Source organism: Halobacterium sp. R2-5, from assembly GCF_011734195.1.
In the GTDB taxonomy this organism is placed as follows: Archaea; Halobacteriota; Halobacteria; order Halobacteriales; family Halobacteriaceae; genus Halobacterium.
In genome coordinates this window covers 637,762-655,849 of the sequence record NZ_JAANTH010000001.1, presented here as the reverse complement: position 1 = coordinate 655,849, position 18,088 = coordinate 637,762, and the positions used below count along the sequence as shown (strand labels likewise).

Annotated in this window: 21 protein-coding genes; 4 read left to right on the top strand and 17 right to left on the bottom strand. The window is 73.8% G+C overall.

Translation table 11 applies throughout. The features are described from left to right. Nucleotides 1–18: 18 nt before the first annotated feature. Complete coding sequence (locus G9C83_RS03505) at nt 19–1,239, bottom strand: glycosyltransferase family 87 protein (RefSeq protein WP_167244721.1); 1,221 nt, start codon at nt 1,237–1,239, stop codon at nt 19–21. Between the two features lie 104 nt (nt 1,240–1,343). On the opposite strand from G9C83_RS03505, the gene G9C83_RS03500 reads away from it, so the two are divergent. Together G9C83_RS03500 and G9C83_RS03495 are read left to right on the top strand one after the other, a co-directional pair. Beyond that, on the top strand, nt 1,344–1,502 hold the full coding sequence (locus G9C83_RS03500; RefSeq protein ID WP_167244720.1) for a hypothetical protein: 159 nt from the start codon (nt 1,344–1,346) through the stop codon (nt 1,500–1,502). Beyond that, the gene (locus G9C83_RS03495; protein WP_167244719.1) at nt 1,499–1,909 is read left to right on the top strand and encodes an Hsp20/alpha crystallin family protein; all 411 of its coding nucleotides are present in this window, start codon (nt 1,499–1,501) and stop codon (nt 1,907–1,909) included. The genes G9C83_RS03500 and G9C83_RS03495 overlap by 4 nt, the downstream gene beginning before the upstream one ends. A gap of 1 nt (nt 1,910) precedes the next feature. Here G9C83_RS03495 and G9C83_RS03490 read toward each other — a convergent pair whose 3' ends face one another. Further along, a complete protein-coding gene (locus G9C83_RS03490; RefSeq protein ID WP_167244718.1) occupies nt 1,911–3,047 on the bottom strand; it encodes an FAD-dependent oxidoreductase in 1,137 nt (378 codons plus the stop codon). A gap of 119 nt (nt 3,048–3,166) precedes the next feature. Here G9C83_RS03490 and G9C83_RS03485 point away from each other — a divergent pair, with 119 nt between their 5' ends. After that, a complete protein-coding gene (locus tag G9C83_RS03485; protein WP_167244717.1) occupies nt 3,167–3,337 on the top strand; it encodes a hypothetical protein in 171 nt (56 codons plus the stop codon). On the opposite strand, the gene G9C83_RS03480 is transcribed toward G9C83_RS03485, so the two are convergent. The 4 genes from G9C83_RS03480 to G9C83_RS03465 are packed head-to-tail and all read right to left on the bottom strand — an operon-like array spanning nt 3,334 to nt 6,772. Next, complete coding sequence (locus G9C83_RS03480) at nt 3,334–3,927, bottom strand: CoA pyrophosphatase (protein ID WP_167244716.1); 594 nt, start codon at nt 3,925–3,927, stop codon at nt 3,334–3,336. The genes G9C83_RS03485 and G9C83_RS03480 overlap by 4 nt on opposite strands. A 42-nt stretch (nt 3,928–3,969) precedes the next feature. Continuing rightward, on the bottom strand, nt 3,970–4,413 hold the full coding sequence (locus tag G9C83_RS03475; protein ID WP_167244715.1) for a hypothetical protein: 444 nt from the start codon (nt 4,411–4,413) through the stop codon (nt 3,970–3,972). After that, nucleotides 4,410–5,546, bottom strand: a complete 1,137-nt coding sequence (locus tag G9C83_RS03470; protein WP_167244714.1) for a glycosyl transferase family 2 — start codon at nt 5,544–5,546, stop codon at nt 4,410–4,412. The genes G9C83_RS03475 and G9C83_RS03470 overlap by 4 nt, the downstream gene beginning before the upstream one ends. Nucleotides 5,547–5,572: 26 nt before the next feature. Next, entirely contained in the window at nt 5,573–6,772 is a 1,200-nt protein-coding gene (locus G9C83_RS03465; protein WP_167244713.1) for an MFS transporter, read from the bottom strand. A gap of 92 nt (nt 6,773–6,864) precedes the next feature. On the opposite strand from G9C83_RS03465, the gene G9C83_RS03460 reads away from it, so the two are divergent. Next, nucleotides 6,865–7,032, top strand: a complete 168-nt coding sequence (locus G9C83_RS03460; protein ID WP_167244712.1) for an HVO_0758 family zinc finger protein — start codon at nt 6,865–6,867, stop codon at nt 7,030–7,032. Here G9C83_RS03460 and G9C83_RS03455 read toward each other — a convergent pair whose 3' ends face one another. From G9C83_RS03455 to G9C83_RS03405, 11 genes are read right to left on the bottom strand one after another with little or no spacing between them, the layout of a single operon-like run. Further along, nucleotides 7,033–8,121, bottom strand: coding sequence for an aldo/keto reductase (locus G9C83_RS03455; protein WP_167244711.1), 1,089 nt, complete (start codon nt 8,119–8,121; stop codon nt 7,033–7,035). A gap of 21 nt (nt 8,122–8,142) precedes the next feature. Continuing rightward, on the bottom strand, nt 8,143–9,045 hold the full coding sequence (locus G9C83_RS03450) for an SDR family oxidoreductase (protein WP_167244710.1): 903 nt from the start codon (nt 9,043–9,045) through the stop codon (nt 8,143–8,145). Then, nucleotides 9,045–9,476, bottom strand: coding sequence for a DUF5791 family protein (locus G9C83_RS03445; RefSeq protein WP_167244709.1), 432 nt, complete (start codon nt 9,474–9,476; stop codon nt 9,045–9,047). The genes G9C83_RS03450 and G9C83_RS03445 overlap by 1 nt, the downstream gene beginning before the upstream one ends. A 48-nt stretch (nt 9,477–9,524) precedes the next feature. Then, nucleotides 9,525–12,479 (bottom strand): hypothetical protein, encoded by a 2,955-nt coding sequence (locus G9C83_RS03440; RefSeq protein WP_167244708.1) that lies wholly within the window; start codon nt 12,477–12,479, stop codon nt 9,525–9,527. Beyond that, nucleotides 12,476–12,934, bottom strand: a complete 459-nt coding sequence (locus G9C83_RS03435) for a hypothetical protein (protein ID WP_167244707.1) — start codon at nt 12,932–12,934, stop codon at nt 12,476–12,478. Before G9C83_RS03435 ends, G9C83_RS03440 begins: the two co-directional genes overlap by 4 nt. Beyond that, a complete protein-coding gene (locus G9C83_RS03430) occupies nt 12,931–13,323 on the bottom strand; it encodes a hypothetical protein (RefSeq protein WP_167244706.1) in 393 nt (130 codons plus the stop codon). Before G9C83_RS03430 ends, G9C83_RS03435 begins: the two co-directional genes overlap by 4 nt. Then, nucleotides 13,301–13,771, bottom strand: a complete 471-nt coding sequence (locus tag G9C83_RS03425; RefSeq protein ID WP_167244705.1) for a hypothetical protein — start codon at nt 13,769–13,771, stop codon at nt 13,301–13,303. The genes G9C83_RS03430 and G9C83_RS03425 overlap by 23 nt, the downstream gene beginning before the upstream one ends. A 32-nt stretch (nt 13,772–13,803) precedes the next feature. After that, nucleotides 13,804–15,381, bottom strand: a complete 1,578-nt coding sequence (locus tag G9C83_RS03420; protein ID WP_167244704.1) for a hypothetical protein — start codon at nt 15,379–15,381, stop codon at nt 13,804–13,806. Further along, nucleotides 15,374–17,170, bottom strand: coding sequence for a type II/IV secretion system ATPase subunit (locus G9C83_RS03415; RefSeq protein WP_167244703.1), 1,797 nt, complete (start codon nt 17,168–17,170; stop codon nt 15,374–15,376). Before G9C83_RS03415 ends, G9C83_RS03420 begins: the two co-directional genes overlap by 8 nt. After that, on the bottom strand, nt 17,118–17,603 hold the full coding sequence (locus tag G9C83_RS03410) for a hypothetical protein (RefSeq protein WP_167244702.1): 486 nt from the start codon (nt 17,601–17,603) through the stop codon (nt 17,118–17,120). The genes G9C83_RS03415 and G9C83_RS03410 overlap by 53 nt, the downstream gene beginning before the upstream one ends. Next, a complete protein-coding gene (locus G9C83_RS03405; RefSeq protein ID WP_167244701.1) occupies nt 17,600–18,046 on the bottom strand; it encodes a hypothetical protein in 447 nt (148 codons plus the stop codon). Before G9C83_RS03405 ends, G9C83_RS03410 begins: the two co-directional genes overlap by 4 nt. Between the last annotated feature and the right edge of the window lie 42 nt (nt 18,047–18,088).

Here is an 18,088-nt window from a genome sequence, read left to right as displayed (position 1 = left end):
CGACGCGTAAGAACGTGACTACACGCCCTCGCTCGCGTGCTCCGAGGCCGCCCGGTGCTGGTAGAGCAGACAGCCCGCGAGCACGAGCCACGTGCCGACCGTCGGCGGGAGCACGAACGAGAACACCGGGCGGACGGCGTCGAGGACGAGCTCGCTGCCCGCGGGCAGGAGGTTCGCGACGGTGACGGCGCTCGGCCACGTGAGCGAGACGAGCAGCAGCGGCGAGCCCAGGAGGACGAGCCGCCGCGGCGTCCCGGACTCCAGCACGTACAGCAGCGGGAGCAGCGGGAACAGCACGAGGACGACGTAGAACGGCTCCAGCGGGAACATCGCGAGCGTGGCGAGCAGGGTTCCCTGGAGCGCGACGAGGCGGCTACGGAGGTCGGCGACGACGCGGTTCACGCCGACGAACACGGGCGTGAGGACGGCGGCGCTGACGGGAAGCAGCCAGCCGGTCGGGAGGCCGGGCGCGAGCACGGCCAGCTGGCGGCGAATCGTGACGTACGGCGCGGTCGGGTCCGGGCCGTCGGCGAACGACGCGACGCCGGCCTCGCCGGCGAGCGTTTCGGTGGCGTACGCGACGGAGGTGTCGACGCCGAAGACGAGGACGCCGAGAACGATGCCGGCGACGCCGGTCGCGGTGGCGGCGGCGATGGCGCGCCACGCGCGCCGGCGGAGCAGCCAGACGCCGACGAGCGCGGGGAACAGCTTCACGAGCGCGACGAGGCCGAACGCCGCGCCCGCGGCCGCCTCGCGGTCGCGTTCGAGGAGGACGGCGCCGCCCGCGAGGCCGAGCGCGAGCAGCACGTTCACCTGCCCCATCACGAGGTTGATGCCCATCGGACCGACGAGGAAGACGGCGGCCGCGAGGAGCGCGCGGTCGAGCGCAGCGAGTTCGACGCCCGCGCGCTCGACGGTGCGGACGACGATGGCCGCGAGGCCCGCGAGAGCGACGAGGTTCAGCAGCATCTGGGCGGCGTACGCGAGCGTCGGGTCGCCGAGTGCGGCGTACGGGTAGAACGCGAGCACGAGCGCCGGCGGGTAGACGAAGCTCGCGGTGCCGACGGGCGTGACGGCGTAGAAGTCGGCGCCCCGAACGGCGGCGCGCGCGGCGAAGTAGTAGACGTCCGTCGCGAGCCCGACCTGCTCGGGGCTGCGCAGCGGAAACAGGACGGTGTTCGCGACGCCCGCGAGCACGCTGACGGCGAGCACGAGGCGTGGCGCGCGGACCGAAGCCATGCCGCATCCACCGCCGGCCCGGTACTTTCCTCTTTGGGAGCGCGCCGGCAGCCGTTCTCACCGCGGCCCGCCCCTTTTTGCCCGCGCCGCCCCAACTGGCGGGTATGCCCGCAACTGAGGAGCTCAAGTGCACGAGCGACGACTGCGAGCTCGACATGTTCGAGAACCACTACACGTACGACGTCAGCGAAGACCTCGGCGTCGAGGACCTCCAGTGTCCGCTGTGTGGTGGCACTGACTGCCTGGAGCGGATCGAGCTATGACGGTTCGCGACCTCGCGGAGGGCGTCGGCGAGGCCGTCTTCAAGCGCGTGGGGCGCGCGGCGGCGCGCGCCCAGGAGGACACGCCGCTTCCCGTCGACGTCCTGGAGAGCGACGACGAGTACCTCGCCGTGTTCGACGCGCCGGGCGCGAACGCCAGCGACGTCCAGGTGAACTACGCGGACGGCGCCGTGGAGGTCCGCGTCGACCGCTTCCGGGCGTTCCGCGAGGGCTTCGACATGCGGTTCCCGGGCCGCGGCCTCCAGCTGGACGGCCGCGCCGAACTCCCGAACGACGCGCTCGTCGAACCCGAGGACGCCCGTGCGGAGCTGCGTGACGGCGCGCTGTACGTGTACCTCCCGAAGACCGCGGGCACCCAGGTCGAAGTGACCGAGCCGGACGACGAGTAGCCTACTCGACGGTCATTCCCTCGACGATCTCGAACTCCTCGTCGCCGTCGAAGCGCGTCGGCTCGAACTCGGTGACGCCGCCCCCGCCGACTATCTCCTCCGCGATTACTTCGCCAGTGGCCGGCGCGCGCATGAAGCCGTGGCCCTGCCAGCCGGCGGCGACGTAGAGCCCGTCAGCGAGTTCGCCGAGCAGCGGGTCGTGGTCCGGCGTGGCCGTGCAGAGTCCCGCCCACGCGCGGTGGACGTCGGGCTCGTAGCCGGGCACGCGGTCTGCGAGCCGGTCTTCCATCGCGTCCACGAACCAGTCGTCGCCGTCGCGGTCGTAGGCGTCGGGGTCGGCTTCGACTTCCTCGGTGCCGTCGCCGGCGAGCAGGCCCTCGGGGTGCGGGCGCGCGTAGTACCCCTCGGTGGCGTCGTAGAACGTCGGTAGCTCGCCGGCCGCGTTCGCGGTGAGCGCCTGCACCCGGTACGGCTTCAGCGGCACCCGGATCCCGGCGTCGGCGAGCACGCGGGCGGTGTGCGCGCCGGCGGCGACGAGGACGGTGTCGTAGGCGTCGCCGTTCACGCGCGGCGGGTCGAGGGCGACACTCGCGGCGGTGTGCTCGCGGAGGTCGACGCCCGCCTCGACCGCCAATTCGGCGACCGCGTCGGCGTACGCGGCGGTGTCCGCGACGCCGGCGTTGCGCGCGATGGCGGCCTCGACGACGTCCTCGGTACGGAGCGCCGGGAAGCGCTCGCCGAGGTCGGCAGGGTCGACGCGCTCGACGCGGCGGTCGTGCCGTTGCATTCCCTCGACCTGCTCGCGGATGGCGTCGGCCTTCCGACCGGGTTCGGTGACGAACCAGAGGTACGGCGTCTCCTCGAAGGTGAACTCGCCCGCCCCGGAGAGCGCGCGGAAGCGCTCGATGGCGCGGGCGGCGATTCGCGCGTCCACGTCCTCGGCGTACGCGTCGTAGAGGACGCCGGCGGCCCGTCCCGTGCTCTCGGCGGCGACCTCGCCGCGCTCGTAGACGGTGACTGAGGCGCCGCGCGCCGCGAGGTCGTGGGCGGCCGTCAGTCCGACCGCGCCCGCACCGACGACCGCCACGGAGCGGCCGGCGCCGCGGTCGTCGCCCGCTGCGTCGCTGAACTCGTCCATGCAGGCGGATGGGCGGCGACCGCCATAACAGTCGTGGACCGCGAGAGCCGCGCCTTCCGGCAGTTTCACTTTCACCGCGCACGGGTGGCCTTCAAGCGGGTAGCGCCGAAGATGCAGATATGGCACTGCAGCACCGACGCCGCTCGCAGCCGAACCCCGACAGCGCGGAGCGCCGCATCGAAGTCTCCGAGATGACCGCCGCGGGCGTCGCCGCCTACGCGGACACTCACGACGAGGACGCGTTCCTCGAGCGCCGCGGCGGGAAGACGTACCTCGTCACCTCCGACTAGTCGTCGGGGTCCATCTCGACGACGTCGGGCTCCCGGTCGGGCGGCGTCCACCCGACCGCGAGGTCGAGGAACTGCACGAGGATGCGGCCGGTCGCCCCCCAGACGGTGTACCCGTCCACGTGGAAGAAGTGGACGGTCGACTCGCCGTACGAGGGGTGGATGCGCTTCTCGACCTCGTAGTTGTCGTCGTTCGTGAGCCCCGCCAGCGGCAGCACCACGACCTCGTCGACCTCGCGCTCGTCGGGGACGTACTCGCGCTCGGGGACGCGCCCGACGAACGGCGTCACCGAGTACCCGGAGACGGTGCGGATGTCGTCGAGCTGGCCGACGTACGAGATCTCGTCGCGCAGCAGACTGATCTCCTCGTAGGCCTCGCGAGCGGCGGTCTCCCGGAGGTCGTCGTCGCTGGGCTCGCGGCCGCCCCCCGGGAAGCTCATCTGGCCGGGGTGCTCGCCGAGGTGGTCGGCGCGCTTCGTGAACACCAGCGCCGGGTCGTCGCCGCGCTCGACGACGGGGACGAGCACCGCGGCGTCGCGGTCCTCGTCGGTGACTCGTTCGGGCTGGTGGGCGGCGACCCGCGAGAGGTCCATACTGGGGGCGAGCACCGCGACGACCTTAACTCACGCGCAGTTTCAGTCCGCGGTCAGCTCCTCGCGGACGTCCGCGAGGTCGACGGGCGCCCACGCCTCCGCGTCGTAGGTCACGTCCACGAGCGAGCGCGCGCGATCGCCGTCGGCGTCCGCGGCGTCCGATTCGAGGCGCGCGCGGACCGCGTCTGCGAGCGTCTCCCGGTCGACTTCACGGCGTTCGACGTCCAGAATGTGCGGGAGGTCGGCCGCGTTCTCGGGGAGGTCGGGGAACGCGGCCGGCCCCGGTACGAGTACGCTGTCGCCGTTCTCGCGGTCGACGCTCACGAGGTAGTACTCGCGCAGCGCGTCCATCACGTCGTCGTCGGCCTCGTCGGCGTCGAAGTCGTCGCCGCGCTTGAACGCCAGCTCTTCGAGCGCGTCGTGGAGTTCCCGTCGGGTGAGCGCGCCGAAGAGGTCCACGACGCCTGCGAGTTCGTCGCCGTTCACGGCTCCCCGTCGGACGCGGAGGCGCTTGAACCTCCCGCCCTCGCGGCGGCCTCCTCGGCGTCCGCGGCCGCCGCCACAGCCACGTCGTCGGCGTCGAGGCTCGTGTCGGTCCACGCCGGCAGCCGCGTGTCCTCGCCGGGGTCGCCGATGGCGTCGGCGTACGTGCGAGTCTGCTCGCGCTCGCTCTCGGCGTCGTAGTCGAGGCCGTTGAACGCGGCGTCGGCGCCGTACGCGCGCACGAACCGGTCGGCCGCAGCGAGATAGCGCTCCGTCAGCGCGTCGTAGTCCACGTCGACGCCCGCGTCCTCGACCGCCCGCAGGAGCGCCGCGCCGACGCCCTCGCTCATCTCCGAGAGGCCAGTGGGGCCAGAGACCGCGCGGTGGTCGTGTTCGTAGCGCCCCAGGTCGACCTGTGCGGCGTCGTCCGCGCCCGCGAGCCGGAACGCCTCGCCGAGTGTGCCGACTTCTAGCCCCCAGCGCCGCTGCACGCGCAGGCCCCGCGCGAGGTCGCTCGTCATCGCGCACTCGCCGGCGAGCGCGTACCGGAACGCCCCGAGGAAGTCGACGACGGGGTGGTCGTGTTCGGCCGCGAGCGCGTCGACGAGCGGCTCGTAGAACAGCCGGAACAGCCGGCCGTACAGCCGGTCGCTCTCGACGCGCGCGTAGTAGCCCTTCGAGAACTCGAAGTCCTGCGAGAGCGGGAACAGGAGCTTCCGTACGTCCCGGTCCTCGTACGTGGTCGTGTCGGCGTCGTGGACGACGACGTAGTCGTTGCGCGCCGCGACGCCGAGCGCCAGCCAGACGTCCCGTCCCTTCCCGCGGTCGCCCGTCAGGCCGGCGTCGTCGAGCAGCGCCTCGACGCGCGGGCCGTCGCACCAGAGCACGGTCAGCGGCACGTCGAAGTCGGCGAGCCAGTCGCGGAACTCGGGGACGCGCTCGGCGGGCGCGCGCAGCGGCACCACGACCTCCGCGGGGTCGACGCGCTCCAGCTCCGAGAACACGCGCTCGGGGGCGAGGGCGGCGTACTCGCGGTCGGTCATCGGCACCACGACGGCCGCCCGCCCCGTCGGCGCATCGGGGTCGGCGCCGCCGTAGTCGTGGAGCGTCGCCACGCGCTCCTGCGTGTAGTCCATACCCCCGCTCGGGCCGCCGCCGGGAACTAACTTGCGCCAGCGGGCAGCCGGCCCGCGCGGTAGAGCACGACCAGCGCGGCGACGAGCACGGCGAGCCCGGCGCCCGCCACCCGGAAGACGGTGTCGTAGGGGATTCCGGCGCCGACGAGCGTCCCGATGACGACGCTCCCCATCGCCTGCACGACCATCATCACGGCGCTGTAGCCGGCGTACGCGCTCGCGCGGTCGCTGTCCGGGAGGCTGTCGAGGAGGAACGTGTCGATCGCGGGGAAGAGGCTGTGGACGGCGTACCCGAGCACGACCGAGACGGCCGCGACCGCGACGAGGCCGTCGACGAACGTCAGCGCGAGCAGCGTCGCGACGAACCCGCCGAGCACGGCGAGCATCAGCGGCACGTGCCGGAAGCGGTCGGCGAGCCGGCCCGTGTACCAGAACGCGGGCACGCCCGCCGCGAACACCACCGTGAGCAGCGTCTCCGCGGTGGCGGGCGCGATCTGCTTGGTCTCGGTGAGGTACTTGATGTAGAAGTTGAAGAAGCCGTTCCAGACGAGGCCGGCGACGCCGACCACGACGACGCCCAACAGTACGACGCGGTACTGGCGGCGAATCGCGCCGAGGAGGTTGCGGTCCGACGACCCCGCCGACGGCAGGTCGGTGCGGCCTGCGAGCACGTAGATGACGCCCGTGACGACCACGGCGGCCGCGGACAGCAGGTAGAACGGCGCGCGCCACGAGAACGCTTCGAGGAGGACGCGGCCGACGAGCACGGGCGCGACCGCCGCCGCGAGCTGCGAGGCGGTGCCGTGGACGCCGACGACGCGGCCGACGCGCTCGGGGAACAGCTCGCTAATCAGGGGGTTCGCGGCGACGAAGTACGCGCCGGAGGCGAGCCCCACGAGGAACGCGCCGAGCATCACGAACTCGATGGTCGGCGCGAACGTCATCCCCGCCGAAGACACCGCCAGCAGCGCGCCCGTACCGAGAACGACGTGGTGGCGGTCGACGCGCGTCAGCAGCCAGCCGGTCGGCAGCCGCGGGAGCGCGCTCCCGAGCCACGCCAGCGTCGCTACCAGCCCCACGGCGGCGTCCGAGGTGACGAAGTCCGCCTGCAGCGGCGCGACCAGCGGCGCGAACACGACGCGGCCGAAGTTCACGAGGAAGACGAGCGCGCACAGCGACCCGAACAGCCGGACTCGCCGCGCGTCGCTCGCAGACGTACTGGACACGCCGAGTTTTCACACCCCCGGAAGGTCAATCCTTGTGGTTCGCGGGCGTTAGTCCCCGATTACTGAAGGTGCGGTGCGAGGTACCACTGTCCATGTCGTCCGTCCGAAAGGCGCTGCGAGCGGGGGAGGTCGAGAAGGGAACCTACGAGCGACTCATCTGCACGGACTGTAACGTCCCGCTCGGGAAGAGCGACCGGGAGGCCGTCGGCTGGCACCGCATCTGCCCGGAGTGCGGGCGGGAGTGGAAGCAGCTCCCGTAGCTACTCGAAGACGGCGTCGAAGGCGTCCGCGCCCAGCGGCTCGAACGTCCCGGCAGCGACGTTCTCGCGGACGTGCTCGGGGCTGGTCGTGCCCGCGAGCGCGGTCGTCACGCCGGGCGCGCTGCGCGCGAAGTTCAGGCCGCGCTGGGCGGGCGTGTCGCCGTCGAGCTTCTCGTCGACTTCGTCGGGAATCCCGTCGAGCACCTGTCCCTGTGCGAGGCTCGCCGAGGTGAACACGTTCAGTCCGGCCTCGTGGGCGTACCAGAGCACGCTCTGGTCGCCCTCCGGCCCCTCCTGGGACTTCACGGTGAACGCGTCGGCCATGAAGACGTTGAACGGCACCTGAATCGCGCGCAGGTGCGTCGCCGTGTTCCCGACGGTCTTGGCGGCCGCCCGCGCCCGCGAGATGATCTCCCCGAGGTCGAGGAAGTGGTCGTGCGAGCGCGGCACCCGGAACGCCTCCCACGTCGCCACGCCGTAGTGCTCGATGTCGCCGGCCGCCACGCGCTCCTCCAGCCGCTCGAAGGTCGCCTCCAGCTGGTCGTAGACCTCGCCGGCCGGCCGCTCGTCGAGCTGCGTCTCCGGGTTGTGGACGTAGTAGAGGTCGATCGTGTCCACGCCGAGGTTCCGCAGCGAACGGTCGAGCTGGTCCTCCACGAAGCCTGGCGCGATGGCGTGGCTGCCGTGCGCGAGGTCGTCGGCGTCGAGGATGCCGCTGTCGACGTACTCCTCGGCGACGAACTCGCCGGGGCTCTCCGGCCGGGACTCGTCGAACGGAACGAACCCGCCCTTCGTCGCGAGGAAGACTTCCTCGCGGTCCACGTCCGCGTCGGCGAGCGCGCGCCCGACGACGCGCTCGCTGCGCTGGTGGCGGTAGTTGATGGCGGTGTCCACGACGTTGCAGCCGCCCTCGACGGCCGCCCGCACCGTCTCGTAGTACGCGTCGTCGACGTCGTCTGTCGGCTCGCCGAGGTACGTCCCGAGGCCGACGCTGGAGACCGCGCGGTCGCGCACGCTCCGGAAGTACGTCCGCGCCTTGTCCTCGCCGAAGCGCTCCTTGTACTGGAACGTCCCGTCAGCAGTAGCCATAGCGAGTGGTTGGCCGCGCCGTCACTTGTACTCCCCGCGACGGAACGCGTCGACGGCGTCCCGGTAGCCCTCGCGGAACGTCGGGTACGCGAACTCGTAGCCGAGTTCGCGCAGTCGATCGTTCGAGCAGCGCTTGCTCGTGCGGAGCCGGCGCTCGGCTGGCTCGGAGAGGTCGCCCTCGTCGAGGCGCTCCTCGACCGTCTGCTTCTCGGGACGGTCGACGTCCGCTTCGTCGGCGAGCCAGTCCGCGAACTCCCACTTCGACACCGGCTCGTCGTCGACCGCCAGCAGCACCTCGGCGTCGGCGGCCGCCTCGTCGGTGAGCGCGAACCGCGCGACGCCCGCGGCGTCCGCCCGGTGGACCATGTTCAGGTAGCCCTCCGTGACGGGGCCGTCGAGGTAGCGACGCAGCCGGTAGCGGTCGGGGCCGTACAGCCCCGCGAAGCGCACGACGGCCGGGTCCATCCCGAACTCGGGCGCGCGCTCTCGCGTGACTCGCTCGGCCGCCACGAGTACCTCGGTCTTCTCCGTCGTCGGGTCCAGCGGCGTCTCCTCGTCGACCCATTCGCCGCCGTGGTCGCCGTAGACGCCCGTACTCGACGTGTAGACGAACTGCTCCGGTGAGTTCTCGCGTTCGCCGAAGTGCTCGATTGCCGTCCGCAGCCCCTCGACGTACACCTCGCGGGCGGCGTCCGCGCCGCGGCCGCCCGAGCTCGCCGCGAACACCGCGGCGTCCACGTCCGGCACGGCCGCCAGCGACTCGGCGTCCGTCACGTCAGCCTGTACGGCGTCGAAGCCCGCGTCCCGAATCGCCGCGAGGCCGTCCTCCGAGCGCCGGACGCCCACGGGGTCGTGGCCGCGCTCGGCGAGCTGGCGGCCGAGCTCCAGCCCGACGTACCCGCAGCCCAGGATCGCGACGTCCATCAGTACGGGTTCTCGGCCGCGATGTGCCGGTAGATACGGGCGTACTCCTCCAGAGTCATCGCCTGGCGCCCCTCGATCTTCTGCTGAATCTCCTTCGGGTCGTAGTCGTCGTCGAGCCCGCTGGCGAGCGCCTCCACGTCCATCACCGCGGAGCTCATCTGGAGCATCAGGTTGTCCCGGACCTCCAGCAGCAGGCCCTCGGCGTCCGGCCAGTCGTCGCTGACCGCGAAGATTCCCGCCGCCTCTTCGAGCGTGATCTCGACGGGGTCACCGCCCGCGAGCGCCGTCAGCTTCGCCTCGTCGACGCCCGAGGCCGCCGCGACGCTGTCGACGCCCTCGGCCTCGACGACGCGACCGAGCGCCGCCTCGTACTCCGCGCGCACCTGCCCGGGTGTCTGGTCTCCGGGGTCCTGGATTTCGTCGGCTAGCACGCTCGCCCGTACGCCCCGAGCGTTCAAGGAGGCTACGCTTGCCGCGGCTCACCACCCCGCGGACTGCTCGTCGGCATTCCCGTCGACGTCGCCGACGCCGCGCGGTCCCGCCGGCACGACCACGCCGACAGTCGCCTCGACCTCGAACGATACGCGCTCGTTGCGCCCGACGCGCTCCGCGTCCCCGTCGCCGTCCACGTCGAACGCGACAGTCGCGTCCTCCCGGACGTACGCCGTCCCGCCTCCAGGGCCGACCGGCGACCCGCCCTCAGCGTGCACGGTGAACTCGGCGTACGACCCGCGCGCCGAGACCGACCACGCGTTCGCCGTCGCGTACCAGAACCCGGGCACGGGCGCCAGTGGCAGGCCCGCTGGCACCGCGCCGACGTCCGCCGCGCCGAGGCGCTTCGCGGCTTTCTCGGCGGCTATCGACCCCGCCTCGGAGAGCGCGTTCGCCGCGACGGCGCTCCCGACGCGGCGCGTCACGTCCGCCGCGTCCCGCACGACGCCGGCGTCCACCCGCACCCGCTCGCTGTCCGCGACGTCTGCGGACGCCGCGCGGAGCCGCGTCGCCAGTCGGTCGCGTTCTCGTGGCGACGCGTCGGCGATGCGGGCAGCCACGTCGGCGACCGCTGCCGCCGCCGACCCGTTGCCGACGGCCGACCCCCGTCCGTGTGTCGTCTCCCACCGCTCGAACGCGAGCCGGGTCGCTGCACGCCGCTCACGTTCCGTGAACGCGAGCGGCGACGACGCGAGCACGCCGCGGTACGCGGTGCCGGCTGCCGATACACCCGCGGCGACGTCCGACTGCAGGCTCCGGCGTTCGCGGCGCAGGGTCCGATTCGGTGCGGCGTCCAGCGTACCGTTGGCCGCCGCGAGCGCCTGCGCCGCGGTGCCGAGGCGGACCGACTCCGGCGGCTCGGGCATCGCCGCGTCCACGACGGCTTCGGCGGCGTCGCCGTGCGGCACTGTGAACCAGTTCACGTTCCGCGCCACGAGCGGGTAGTACGACTCCTCGACCTCGCCCGCGGCCTGTGGCGTGACTTCCGCGAGTGTGAGGTACGCCGGCGCGCCTTCGACACGCGCGACCGGGCCGGCGTCCCGCTCGCTGCCGTGGTCCGTTGGCGGCGGTTCGAGCCCGCGGTCGCCGAGCGCCTCGCCGACCGAGGAGAGCGCACCGTCCGCGCGCCGTTCCCCGAGCCGTGAAGAGACGCGCGCGAGGTAGGCGGCCCGAACCGCGGCGACCGCGCGGTCGGTCGCCGAGTCGTATCGCTGGCGACCGTCGTGGAGCGCAGTCACGCGGCCGCGGAGCGTGTCGACGGGGACGCGTCCACCAGCCAATCCGCGCGTGGAGACGTCCGCCGAGACGTTTCGCGCCTCCTCCCGGAGCGCCGCAGCCGCCCGGTACGCGCGCTTTCGGACCGTTTCGGGAAGCTCCGGGTGGACGACCGCCTCTCGCGCGAGGGGGCCTCCACTCACTGCGTTCCGTGCGAGTTCGTCGACGCCGCCCGCGTCCCGGACGAGCGACTGCGTGGCGCGCGAGGCGATGTGGTCGCGGACCGCCGGCGTGACGCGGCTCGCGTCCGCGTCGAGCACACGTCTGGCGGGCTCGGGCAAGCCCTCGGCCTGCGGCCGGAGCTCGTACCCGACGCCGACGGAGACACGGTAGGTGGTCTCGGTCGTCTCGACGACGCTGCGGCTCCGGTTACCCTCGGTGTATCGGCGCGTCTCGCGTTCCGTGACGACTACGCGCCGCCCGTACGTCTCGACGGCGCGCTGTCCGTCGACGAGCACGTCCGCGGGTTCGACGGCTGCCCCGACATCGACGTCGCGGTCTCCGGTCGTCTCCGCGAGCGTCCAGTTCTCCGGCGCGTGGCCCGACTCGGACGTCGTTCTGTTGAGGACGGCCGCGTCGACGTCGCGGCGCGCGACAGACGCGTACGCGGCCCGCAGTGTGGCGTCCAGGGAGGCGCCGTCGCTGCCGTCCGCGAAGTCGACGAACGCGCGGTCCGCGGTGGCGTTGACGCCGACCGGCACGGTCTGGGCGGGCAGGTCGACCGCGTCCATGGCCGCCGACTTCCCGACCTTCACCGTCTCGGACGCGCCCGGCGTCTGCAGGACCGCGTTCGCGCGCTTCTCCGCGTCCTTCGCCGCGACCGAGAGCACGTCTTCGAGCCCGACGCGAGCGAGCGCTCGGCCGTACGCCGTCCGGCCTTCGCCGTCCTCGCGGCCGAACGCCGTCCGCTGGACGTCCAGCAGCGCACGGTTCGCCATCACCTCGACGTGGCGGTTCGCGAGCACGTTCGAAATCGGGACGCCCGCGTACTGCAGCGGGCCGCGCAGCCAGACGACGCGGTGGAGGTAGTCGGTGAGCCGGCGGTCCAGGCCCGGGCCGGCGAACGCGCCGCGGTCGAGCAGCCGCTCGAATCGCTGGACGCGGTCGTGGAGCGCGAGCGCGGGGCTGTGGACAGTCACCGAGACGTTCCGCGTCGACTGCGAGACGGTTCGGCCGTCGCGCTCGACCGCGATTCGGACGGCGGAGAGCGTGACCCGCATCGCGTCCTCGCCGACTCGCTCGAGCGAGACGGCGTCGACTGCGCGCTCGGCGTCCGCCGCCGTCTCGACGCGCGGGAGAGACGCCCTCGCCGACACCGAGCCGACGGCTGACCCGTCGCCGCGGAGCGCGTGCTCCGTGCGAGCGTACACGCGGAGCGCGAGCGCGTCACGGAACGGCGTCTCGGGGCCGATGGCGGTGCCGAACGTGGTGTTCGCGCGCACGACGACGGGGTTCCGGACTGCGTCGTCGGCCGCCGAGCGAGCGGCGCTGGCGAGTGCGGCGTCGGCGCTGGTCAGCGCGCGGTCGACCGCGCGTTCGCTACGCGTCTCGGCTGGCGCGGGGTCGTGGCCGGCGAGCGCTGCCGCAGCGGTCGCGCTCCCGACGAGCAGCACCACGCCGACGAGTGCGAACGGCACGCGAGCACGCTCGTCGTCGGCGAGTCTCACGGCGACCACGTCCGAACGGTGACCGTCGCGGACTCGTGCTCCACGGCGACCTCGTGGGAGACGCCGGAGACGGACGCGCTCGGCGGCGGCCGCTCACCGACGCGAACGCGACCCTCTCCCGTCGCCGCGACGACCTCGACGCGGCCGCCCGTAGCGACGAGCACGTCCTCGATTGCCGCTTCGACAGCTCGGACGAATCCCGGGGCCCCGTCCCGGCTGTCGGCGAGCGCGGCGTGCGCGAGCAGCGTTCCAGCGCGTCCCGAGACGGACCGCCGGCTGCCGTTCGCGGCCTGGTACTCCGCGGTCGCCGTGCTCGCGAGCACTGTCCGCGCAGTGGCGTCCGGGTCGGGTGGTCGCTGATCGCCGCCGGGTATCGCGACGAGCGCGACGGCGGCCGCGCTCACGAGCAGGATTGCCAGTGAGGCGTCGAGGACGGTGCTGACGGCGCGGCTCACGGCCACACCGCCACGGTGATTTTTCCGGGGCGGGTTCGGCCGTCCGCGACGCGTACCGGCACTCGCTGGCTCGCCGTCGCGGCGTCCGGCGGGGGCTGCTCGCCGGCAGTCCACTCTCGCCCGCTCGCGGTCACGGTCACCCGGGATTCGTAGCCTTCCGGGGCGACCGGGGCGTCGATCCGCTGCGGGTCGACGACGACCGCGCCCTCCGGCGTCGCCGCGTCGACCGCGTCCGAGAGCACGTCGTCGGCGGGCACGTCGCTGGTGGCGGCAGGTAAGACGTCCGCGCGCACCGTCGCGAACGCGCCGACCGCGAGACAGACGACGGCCACGGCGACGAGCGCGGGCAGCGGCTCGACCTGCGCCTCACGCGCCGACGAGCGTGACATCGACACCCCTCCAGGTGACGCGGCGGACGGTCAACTGCTGGCGGTCCCGGCGCCACTCGGCGTCTCGGTCCCGGGCGCTGCCGACTGCGCGTTCGAGCGCGCGTTCGCCGTCGAACACCTCGTCCGGTGGGACGCCGCGGAGGACGCGCCAGAGCGCAGTGTCCCGCTGGACGGGAACTACGGGGCCGTACGCGAACGACTGGCTCGTGGTTCGGCCGTCGTCGCGGACGGCGAGCTTGCGAGAGGTGACGCGAATCGCGTCGGCGTCGACGTCCTCGGTTTCGACGCTCGCGCGGTCCGCGCTCGCGACGGTGTCGACCGTGCTCGCGAGCGGCGCGGCGCGCGACGGAGCGGACGGCTTGGCGGCGAACGCGACGCCGAGCAGCGTCGTGCTGACCAGCGAGAGTGCGACGAGCACCGGCGGAACGTCGGCGAGCGTGTCGAACATGGGGCGGGTTGGCCGCGCCCTCCCGTTTAAAATTAGAGCACGCGGCCCGCGGCGAACGCGGTGACGGGGTAGACGGCCGCCGCGGCGGCGAGCGCGAGACCGGCGTGGTAGCCGACGAGCGCGCGGTCCAGCCCGCGGTCGAGGCCGACTGCGAGCGCGGGTAGGACGACCGCGAGCCACAGCACGTAGGCGCCGACGACGAGCGCGAGCGGGCCGGCTGGGAGCGCGCTCGCGCCGTCGAGCCCGCTCACGCGGCCGGCGAGCGCGACGGTGACGCCGGCGACGAGGGGCGCGTAGAGGAGCGCGGTGTGCCGGAGCGTCCGCGTCGTCGACGCGAACTCGCGCCGGACCTCGCGGTCGAGGTCGGCGAGGTCGTCGAAGCAGTCCGCGACGTCGACGAGCACGCGGCCGCCCGCAGGCCCGGCGTCGGCGGCGTGGACGACGAGCGAGACGGCGGCGCGGGCGCGCTGGCTGCGGGTTCGCGCGAGCGGCCCGTGCTCCCCGAGGAAGGCTCCCTCGACGCCGATGCGGAGGCGGCGCATCCGGCGTGCGGCCGCGTCGAAGACGTCGCCGGTGGCGCCGTCGAGCGTGTCGCCGGCGTCCGCGACCGCGGCCTCAACGGCGCGGCCGTGGCGGAGCTGGTGGCCGAGCACGGAGAGCGCGTCCGCGAGGCCGTCTTCGACGCTTCGGGCGTCCTCGCGGACTTCGCAGGCGGATCGGAACCAGTAGGCGAGCGCGCCGCCGACGGGCCAGCCGACGAGTAGCACCGGCAGCGACCACGACGGCAGCAACCGGGAGGCGACGAGGGCGGCAGCGACGCCGCAGACGGCCGCGAACCCGGCGTTTCGCGTCCGGTCGTCGAGCCCCGGGTGGTCGGCGGGGACGGCCGCGGGCGGGAACGCGACCGGGCGCCGCGCGAGAATCCAGCAGACGACGGCGAGCACCGCGACCGGCAGCACGACGACGTACGCGAGCGCGACGGCACCGAGCGCGAGCGGCATCCCGGCGCTCGCCGCCGCGGGGACGACGCCGACGAGCGCGAGCGGGAGCACGACGCCGAACGCGTAGACGCCCATCGTCGGGCCGTGGACGGCGTCGGCGTACTCGCTGGCGCGCTCCCGGGCGCCCTCGACGACGACGGCGAGCGTGCGGTCGAGGAGGCGTTCGCGGTCGCCGGCGGGCGCGTCGACGGCAGCGTCGGCGAGGGCAGCTGCGCGCCGCAGCGACGGCAGGTGTTCTGTCCACGTCGCGGCGAACGCGTCGAAGCCGGCGCCGGGTGTCCCACGGGCTTCGCGGGCGTGGGCGGCGAGACTGGCCGCGAGGCGGCCGTCGCCGTGGTCGGCGGCGAACCACGCCGCGCGTTCGAGCGTGGGGTCGAGCCGCAGCGAGAGGACGACCAGGCAGACGAGGTCTGGCGCAGCGCCGAGCGCGCGCGAGCGCTCCGCGACCGCTCGGACGTGCGGCCCGTACGCGAGGGCTGTAGCTGCCGCCACGCCGAGAAGGGCAACAGCGGTGCCGGCGTACGGATTCCAGCGCGCGGCCGCGAGTGCGAGCAGCGCCGAGACGGCGAGTGCGGCGGTCGCGCGGCGAGGGTTCGCGGGGTCAGTCATCGCTCGGAAGGCGGTCAGCGCGGGCGCGAATCGCGTCCCGGACGTCCGCGTACGTCTCGCCGGGCGCCGCGAGTTCGGCGACTACGTCGCTGTTCCCGCGCGCGATTCGGGCGGTCGGTTCGGCGCCCTCGCCCGCGTCCTCGTAGAGCGCCGCGGCGCCGTCCTCGGTCACTTCCTCGACGCGCGTGACGCGGCGGCCGTCGGCGGTGTCGGCGAGCGTGACGACGAGGTCGGTCGCGGCGAACGACGAGGGAGCGACGCCGAGGTCGGAGACGACGCGCTCGCGGACGCCCCCGGCGCCCTCGCCGTGTATCGTGCCGAGCACGGCGGCGTCGCTGGCGCCGACGCGCATCGCCTCGTAGAGCACGCGCGCCTCCTCGCCGCGGACCTCGCCGACCGCGATGGCGCCGTCGCCGAGCCGGAGCGCGGTGCGGAGCGCGTCCGCCATCGAGACGTCCGCGCCCGCGCCGTCGCTGTTCGCGTACAGCGCCTGGACGTCGCGGCCGTCGCCGCGGAGCGCGCGCACCGGGAGCTCGGGCGTGTCCTCGATCGTGACGAGCCGAGTCCCTCTGGCGATCCCCCACAGCGTCGCGCCGAGCAGCGTCGTCTTCCCGGCACCACGAGCGCCCGCGAACAGGACGGCCGCGCCGCGGCGCAGCGCCTCGACGAGGAGGCCCGCGAGGCCGGTGGAGAGCGTGCCGTTCGCGACGAGGTCGGGGAGCCGGAACGGGTCGGCGTCGTGCGCGCGGAACGCGAACCCGGTACCGTCGCTGACGGGGTCGGTGACGCCGGCGACCCGCACCCGGCCGGCGGTCCCGAGCCCGCCGATTGCGGCGTCGAGTGTCGGGTGCGCGCGGGAGAACGGCCGCCCGCTCTCCGCGCGCAGCCGGGAGGCGAGCCGGTCGGCGCCCGCGTCCGTGAACCGGACGTTCGTCCGGGCGTCCTCGCCGTCGACGGTGACGCGGAGCACGCCCTCGCTGACGGGAGCGCTCGCGTACGCGTCCGAGATCCGCGGGTCGGCGAAGACGTCTTCGAGGACGCCGAACCCGCGCGTGTGCTTGCGGAGCGCGTCCGCGAGTGGCTCGCGATGCTCGCTCGCGGCTTCCCGGACTGCACGGCCCGGTGCGTCCTCGCCGTCGGGAATCGAGCCGTTCGCGAGCAGGCGCCGTGCGTCGGCGAGGACGCGGCAGTCCGCGGGCGCGAACTCGTACTCGGGCGGCACGACGTGGTAGACCGGGAGGTCGCCGGGGACCGCGTACTCGCGGACGGTCGCGTTCGTTTCGAGCGTCCGCGTGTCCCGGAGCCGGCCGTCAGGCGGCGGCGTCGGGTCGATGCGGGCGTCCGCGAGCGCCGGGCCGACGTGCGGGCGGAGCGCGTCGTAGTCCGGCAGGTCGCCCGCCGCGGCCGCGAACCCGGTCTCGGCGGCGATTTCGGCGACCGGTCCCGCGCGTCCGCTGGCTTCCGCGCCCGCCGCGAGCGGGTCGGTGCGGGCGCGAGCTGCGAGTCGGTGGTCGCGGTCCGCGACTCTCGCGGCGAACCGGCCGGCTGCGGTGAACAGCGCGACGGCGCGAGGGCCGTACTCGCGCCGGAAACCGGACGCGTCGACGACGATTCGGTCCGCGTCGGCTCGGCGGCACGCGTCCGCGACGGTGGCGCGACACGCGGGCTGGTCGACGAGGTCGCCGCCGCCCGGACAGCCGCCCGCGTCCACGCGGAGCGCGCCGTCGCGAGTGACCTCACAGCCGCAGTCCGGGTCGTCCGCCGCGAAGCGGTCGAGGAGCGCACGCATGGGACGCGGTGGTCGCGTTCCTCCGGATAAACCCTCGCAGCGCGAGCACGACGGGGCCGTCCGCGCGCTCGACGTACGCCAGCGTCGTCGGCCCGTCGAGAGTCGCGTCGCCACACGTTTCGACGGCGACTGGAAGCGAGTGGCGGTGTTCTGGACCGTTCGGCAGTCGCGAGACGAGCCGCGGCGGGCTGTCGCGGACGCGGAGCGTCGCGTCGTCGGGGAGGTCGAGCCGAAGCGTCCGACGTGGAGCAGTCTCGACGCTCTCGTCGGGGTCGCTCCGGCGCTGGAGGTCCGCGGCCGCGTCCGCGACGCGCTCGGCGCTCGCACGGACGGCCGCGTCGTCGCGCGTCCGGGTCGCGTGGTCGACTGCCGGCTGGGCCGCCGCGAGGAGCGCGAGCGCGAACACGACCGCGAGCACTACCCGGACGGTCACAGCGACTCCCGGACGCGGTCGAGCAGCGATTCGTCGTCCGTAGTCCGGGATCGGAGATCGCTGTCTCCCGCTGTTCGGTCGTGGCGTTCGGGACTGTCGGAGTCCGCGTCGGCCGACCCGGCATTCCCGGTCGCGCGTTCGGGGACGTTCGCCGCCGGCCGGGACTGCTCGGCTTCGAGGCGGTCGACTGCCTCGCGGGCGGCGTCCGCGCGGCGCTGCACGCGCTCGTTGACGGCTTCGAGTTCGCCGACGTAGCCGTGCAGCGACTGGACGGTGGCGTCGAGGGCGTCCACGCGCTCGCCGAGGTCGTCCAGTTCGGCCTCCAGGGAGTCGAGGCGCTCGTGGACGGCCGCCGGCCCGGAGAGGTCGCTGACGGCGGTGTCGCTGTCGGTCACCGCGCGCTCTACCGCTCGCAGCCGTTCGGCGAGGTCGTCGTCGGACACGCCCCGAAGTGGCCGCGTCATCCGGCTTAAAACTGCGGCGCA

What these genes read in the sequence shown, in the direction of transcription:
- G9C83_RS03450 (WP_167244710.1), bottom strand. Translation starts at nt 9,045, where the DNA reads ATGGACGTCGCGATCCTGGGCTGCGGGTACGTCGGGCTGGAGCTCGGC.
- G9C83_RS03470 (WP_167244714.1), bottom strand. Translation starts at nt 5,546, where the DNA reads ATGGACTACACGCAGGAGCGCGTGGCGACGCTCCACGACTACGGCGGC.
- G9C83_RS03430 (WP_167244706.1), bottom strand. Translation starts at nt 13,323, where the DNA reads ATGTCACGCTCGTCGGCGCGTGAGGCGCAGGTCGAGCCGCTGCCCGCG.
- G9C83_RS03505 (WP_167244721.1), bottom strand. Translation starts at nt 1,239, where the DNA reads ATGGCTTCGGTCCGCGCGCCACGCCTCGTGCTCGCCGTCAGCGTGCTC.
- G9C83_RS03485 (WP_167244717.1), top strand. Translation starts at nt 3,167, where the DNA reads ATGGCACTGCAGCACCGACGCCGCTCGCAGCCGAACCCCGACAGCGCG.
- G9C83_RS03455 (WP_167244711.1), bottom strand. Translation starts at nt 8,121, where the DNA reads ATGGCTACTGCTGACGGGACGTTCCAGTACAAGGAGCGCTTCGGCGAG.
- G9C83_RS03415 (WP_167244703.1), bottom strand. Translation starts at nt 17,170, where the DNA reads ATGCGTGCGCTCCTCGACCGCTTCGCGGCGGACGACCCGGACTGCGGC.
- G9C83_RS03420 (WP_167244704.1), bottom strand. Translation starts at nt 15,381, where the DNA reads ATGACTGACCCCGCGAACCCTCGCCGCGCGACCGCCGCACTCGCCGTC.
- G9C83_RS03480 (WP_167244716.1), bottom strand. Translation starts at nt 3,927, where the DNA reads ATGGACCTCTCGCGGGTCGCCGCCCACCAGCCCGAACGAGTCACCGAC.
- G9C83_RS03460 (WP_167244712.1), top strand. Translation starts at nt 6,865, where the DNA reads ATGTCGTCCGTCCGAAAGGCGCTGCGAGCGGGGGAGGTCGAGAAGGGA.
- G9C83_RS03495 (WP_167244719.1), top strand. Translation starts at nt 1,499, where the DNA reads ATGACGGTTCGCGACCTCGCGGAGGGCGTCGGCGAGGCCGTCTTCAAG.
- G9C83_RS03490 (WP_167244718.1), bottom strand. Translation starts at nt 3,047, where the DNA reads ATGGACGAGTTCAGCGACGCAGCGGGCGACGACCGCGGCGCCGGCCGC.
- G9C83_RS03500 (WP_167244720.1), top strand. Translation starts at nt 1,344, where the DNA reads ATGCCCGCAACTGAGGAGCTCAAGTGCACGAGCGACGACTGCGAGCTC.
- G9C83_RS03425 (WP_167244705.1), bottom strand. Translation starts at nt 13,771, where the DNA reads ATGTTCGACACGCTCGCCGACGTTCCGCCGGTGCTCGTCGCACTCTCG.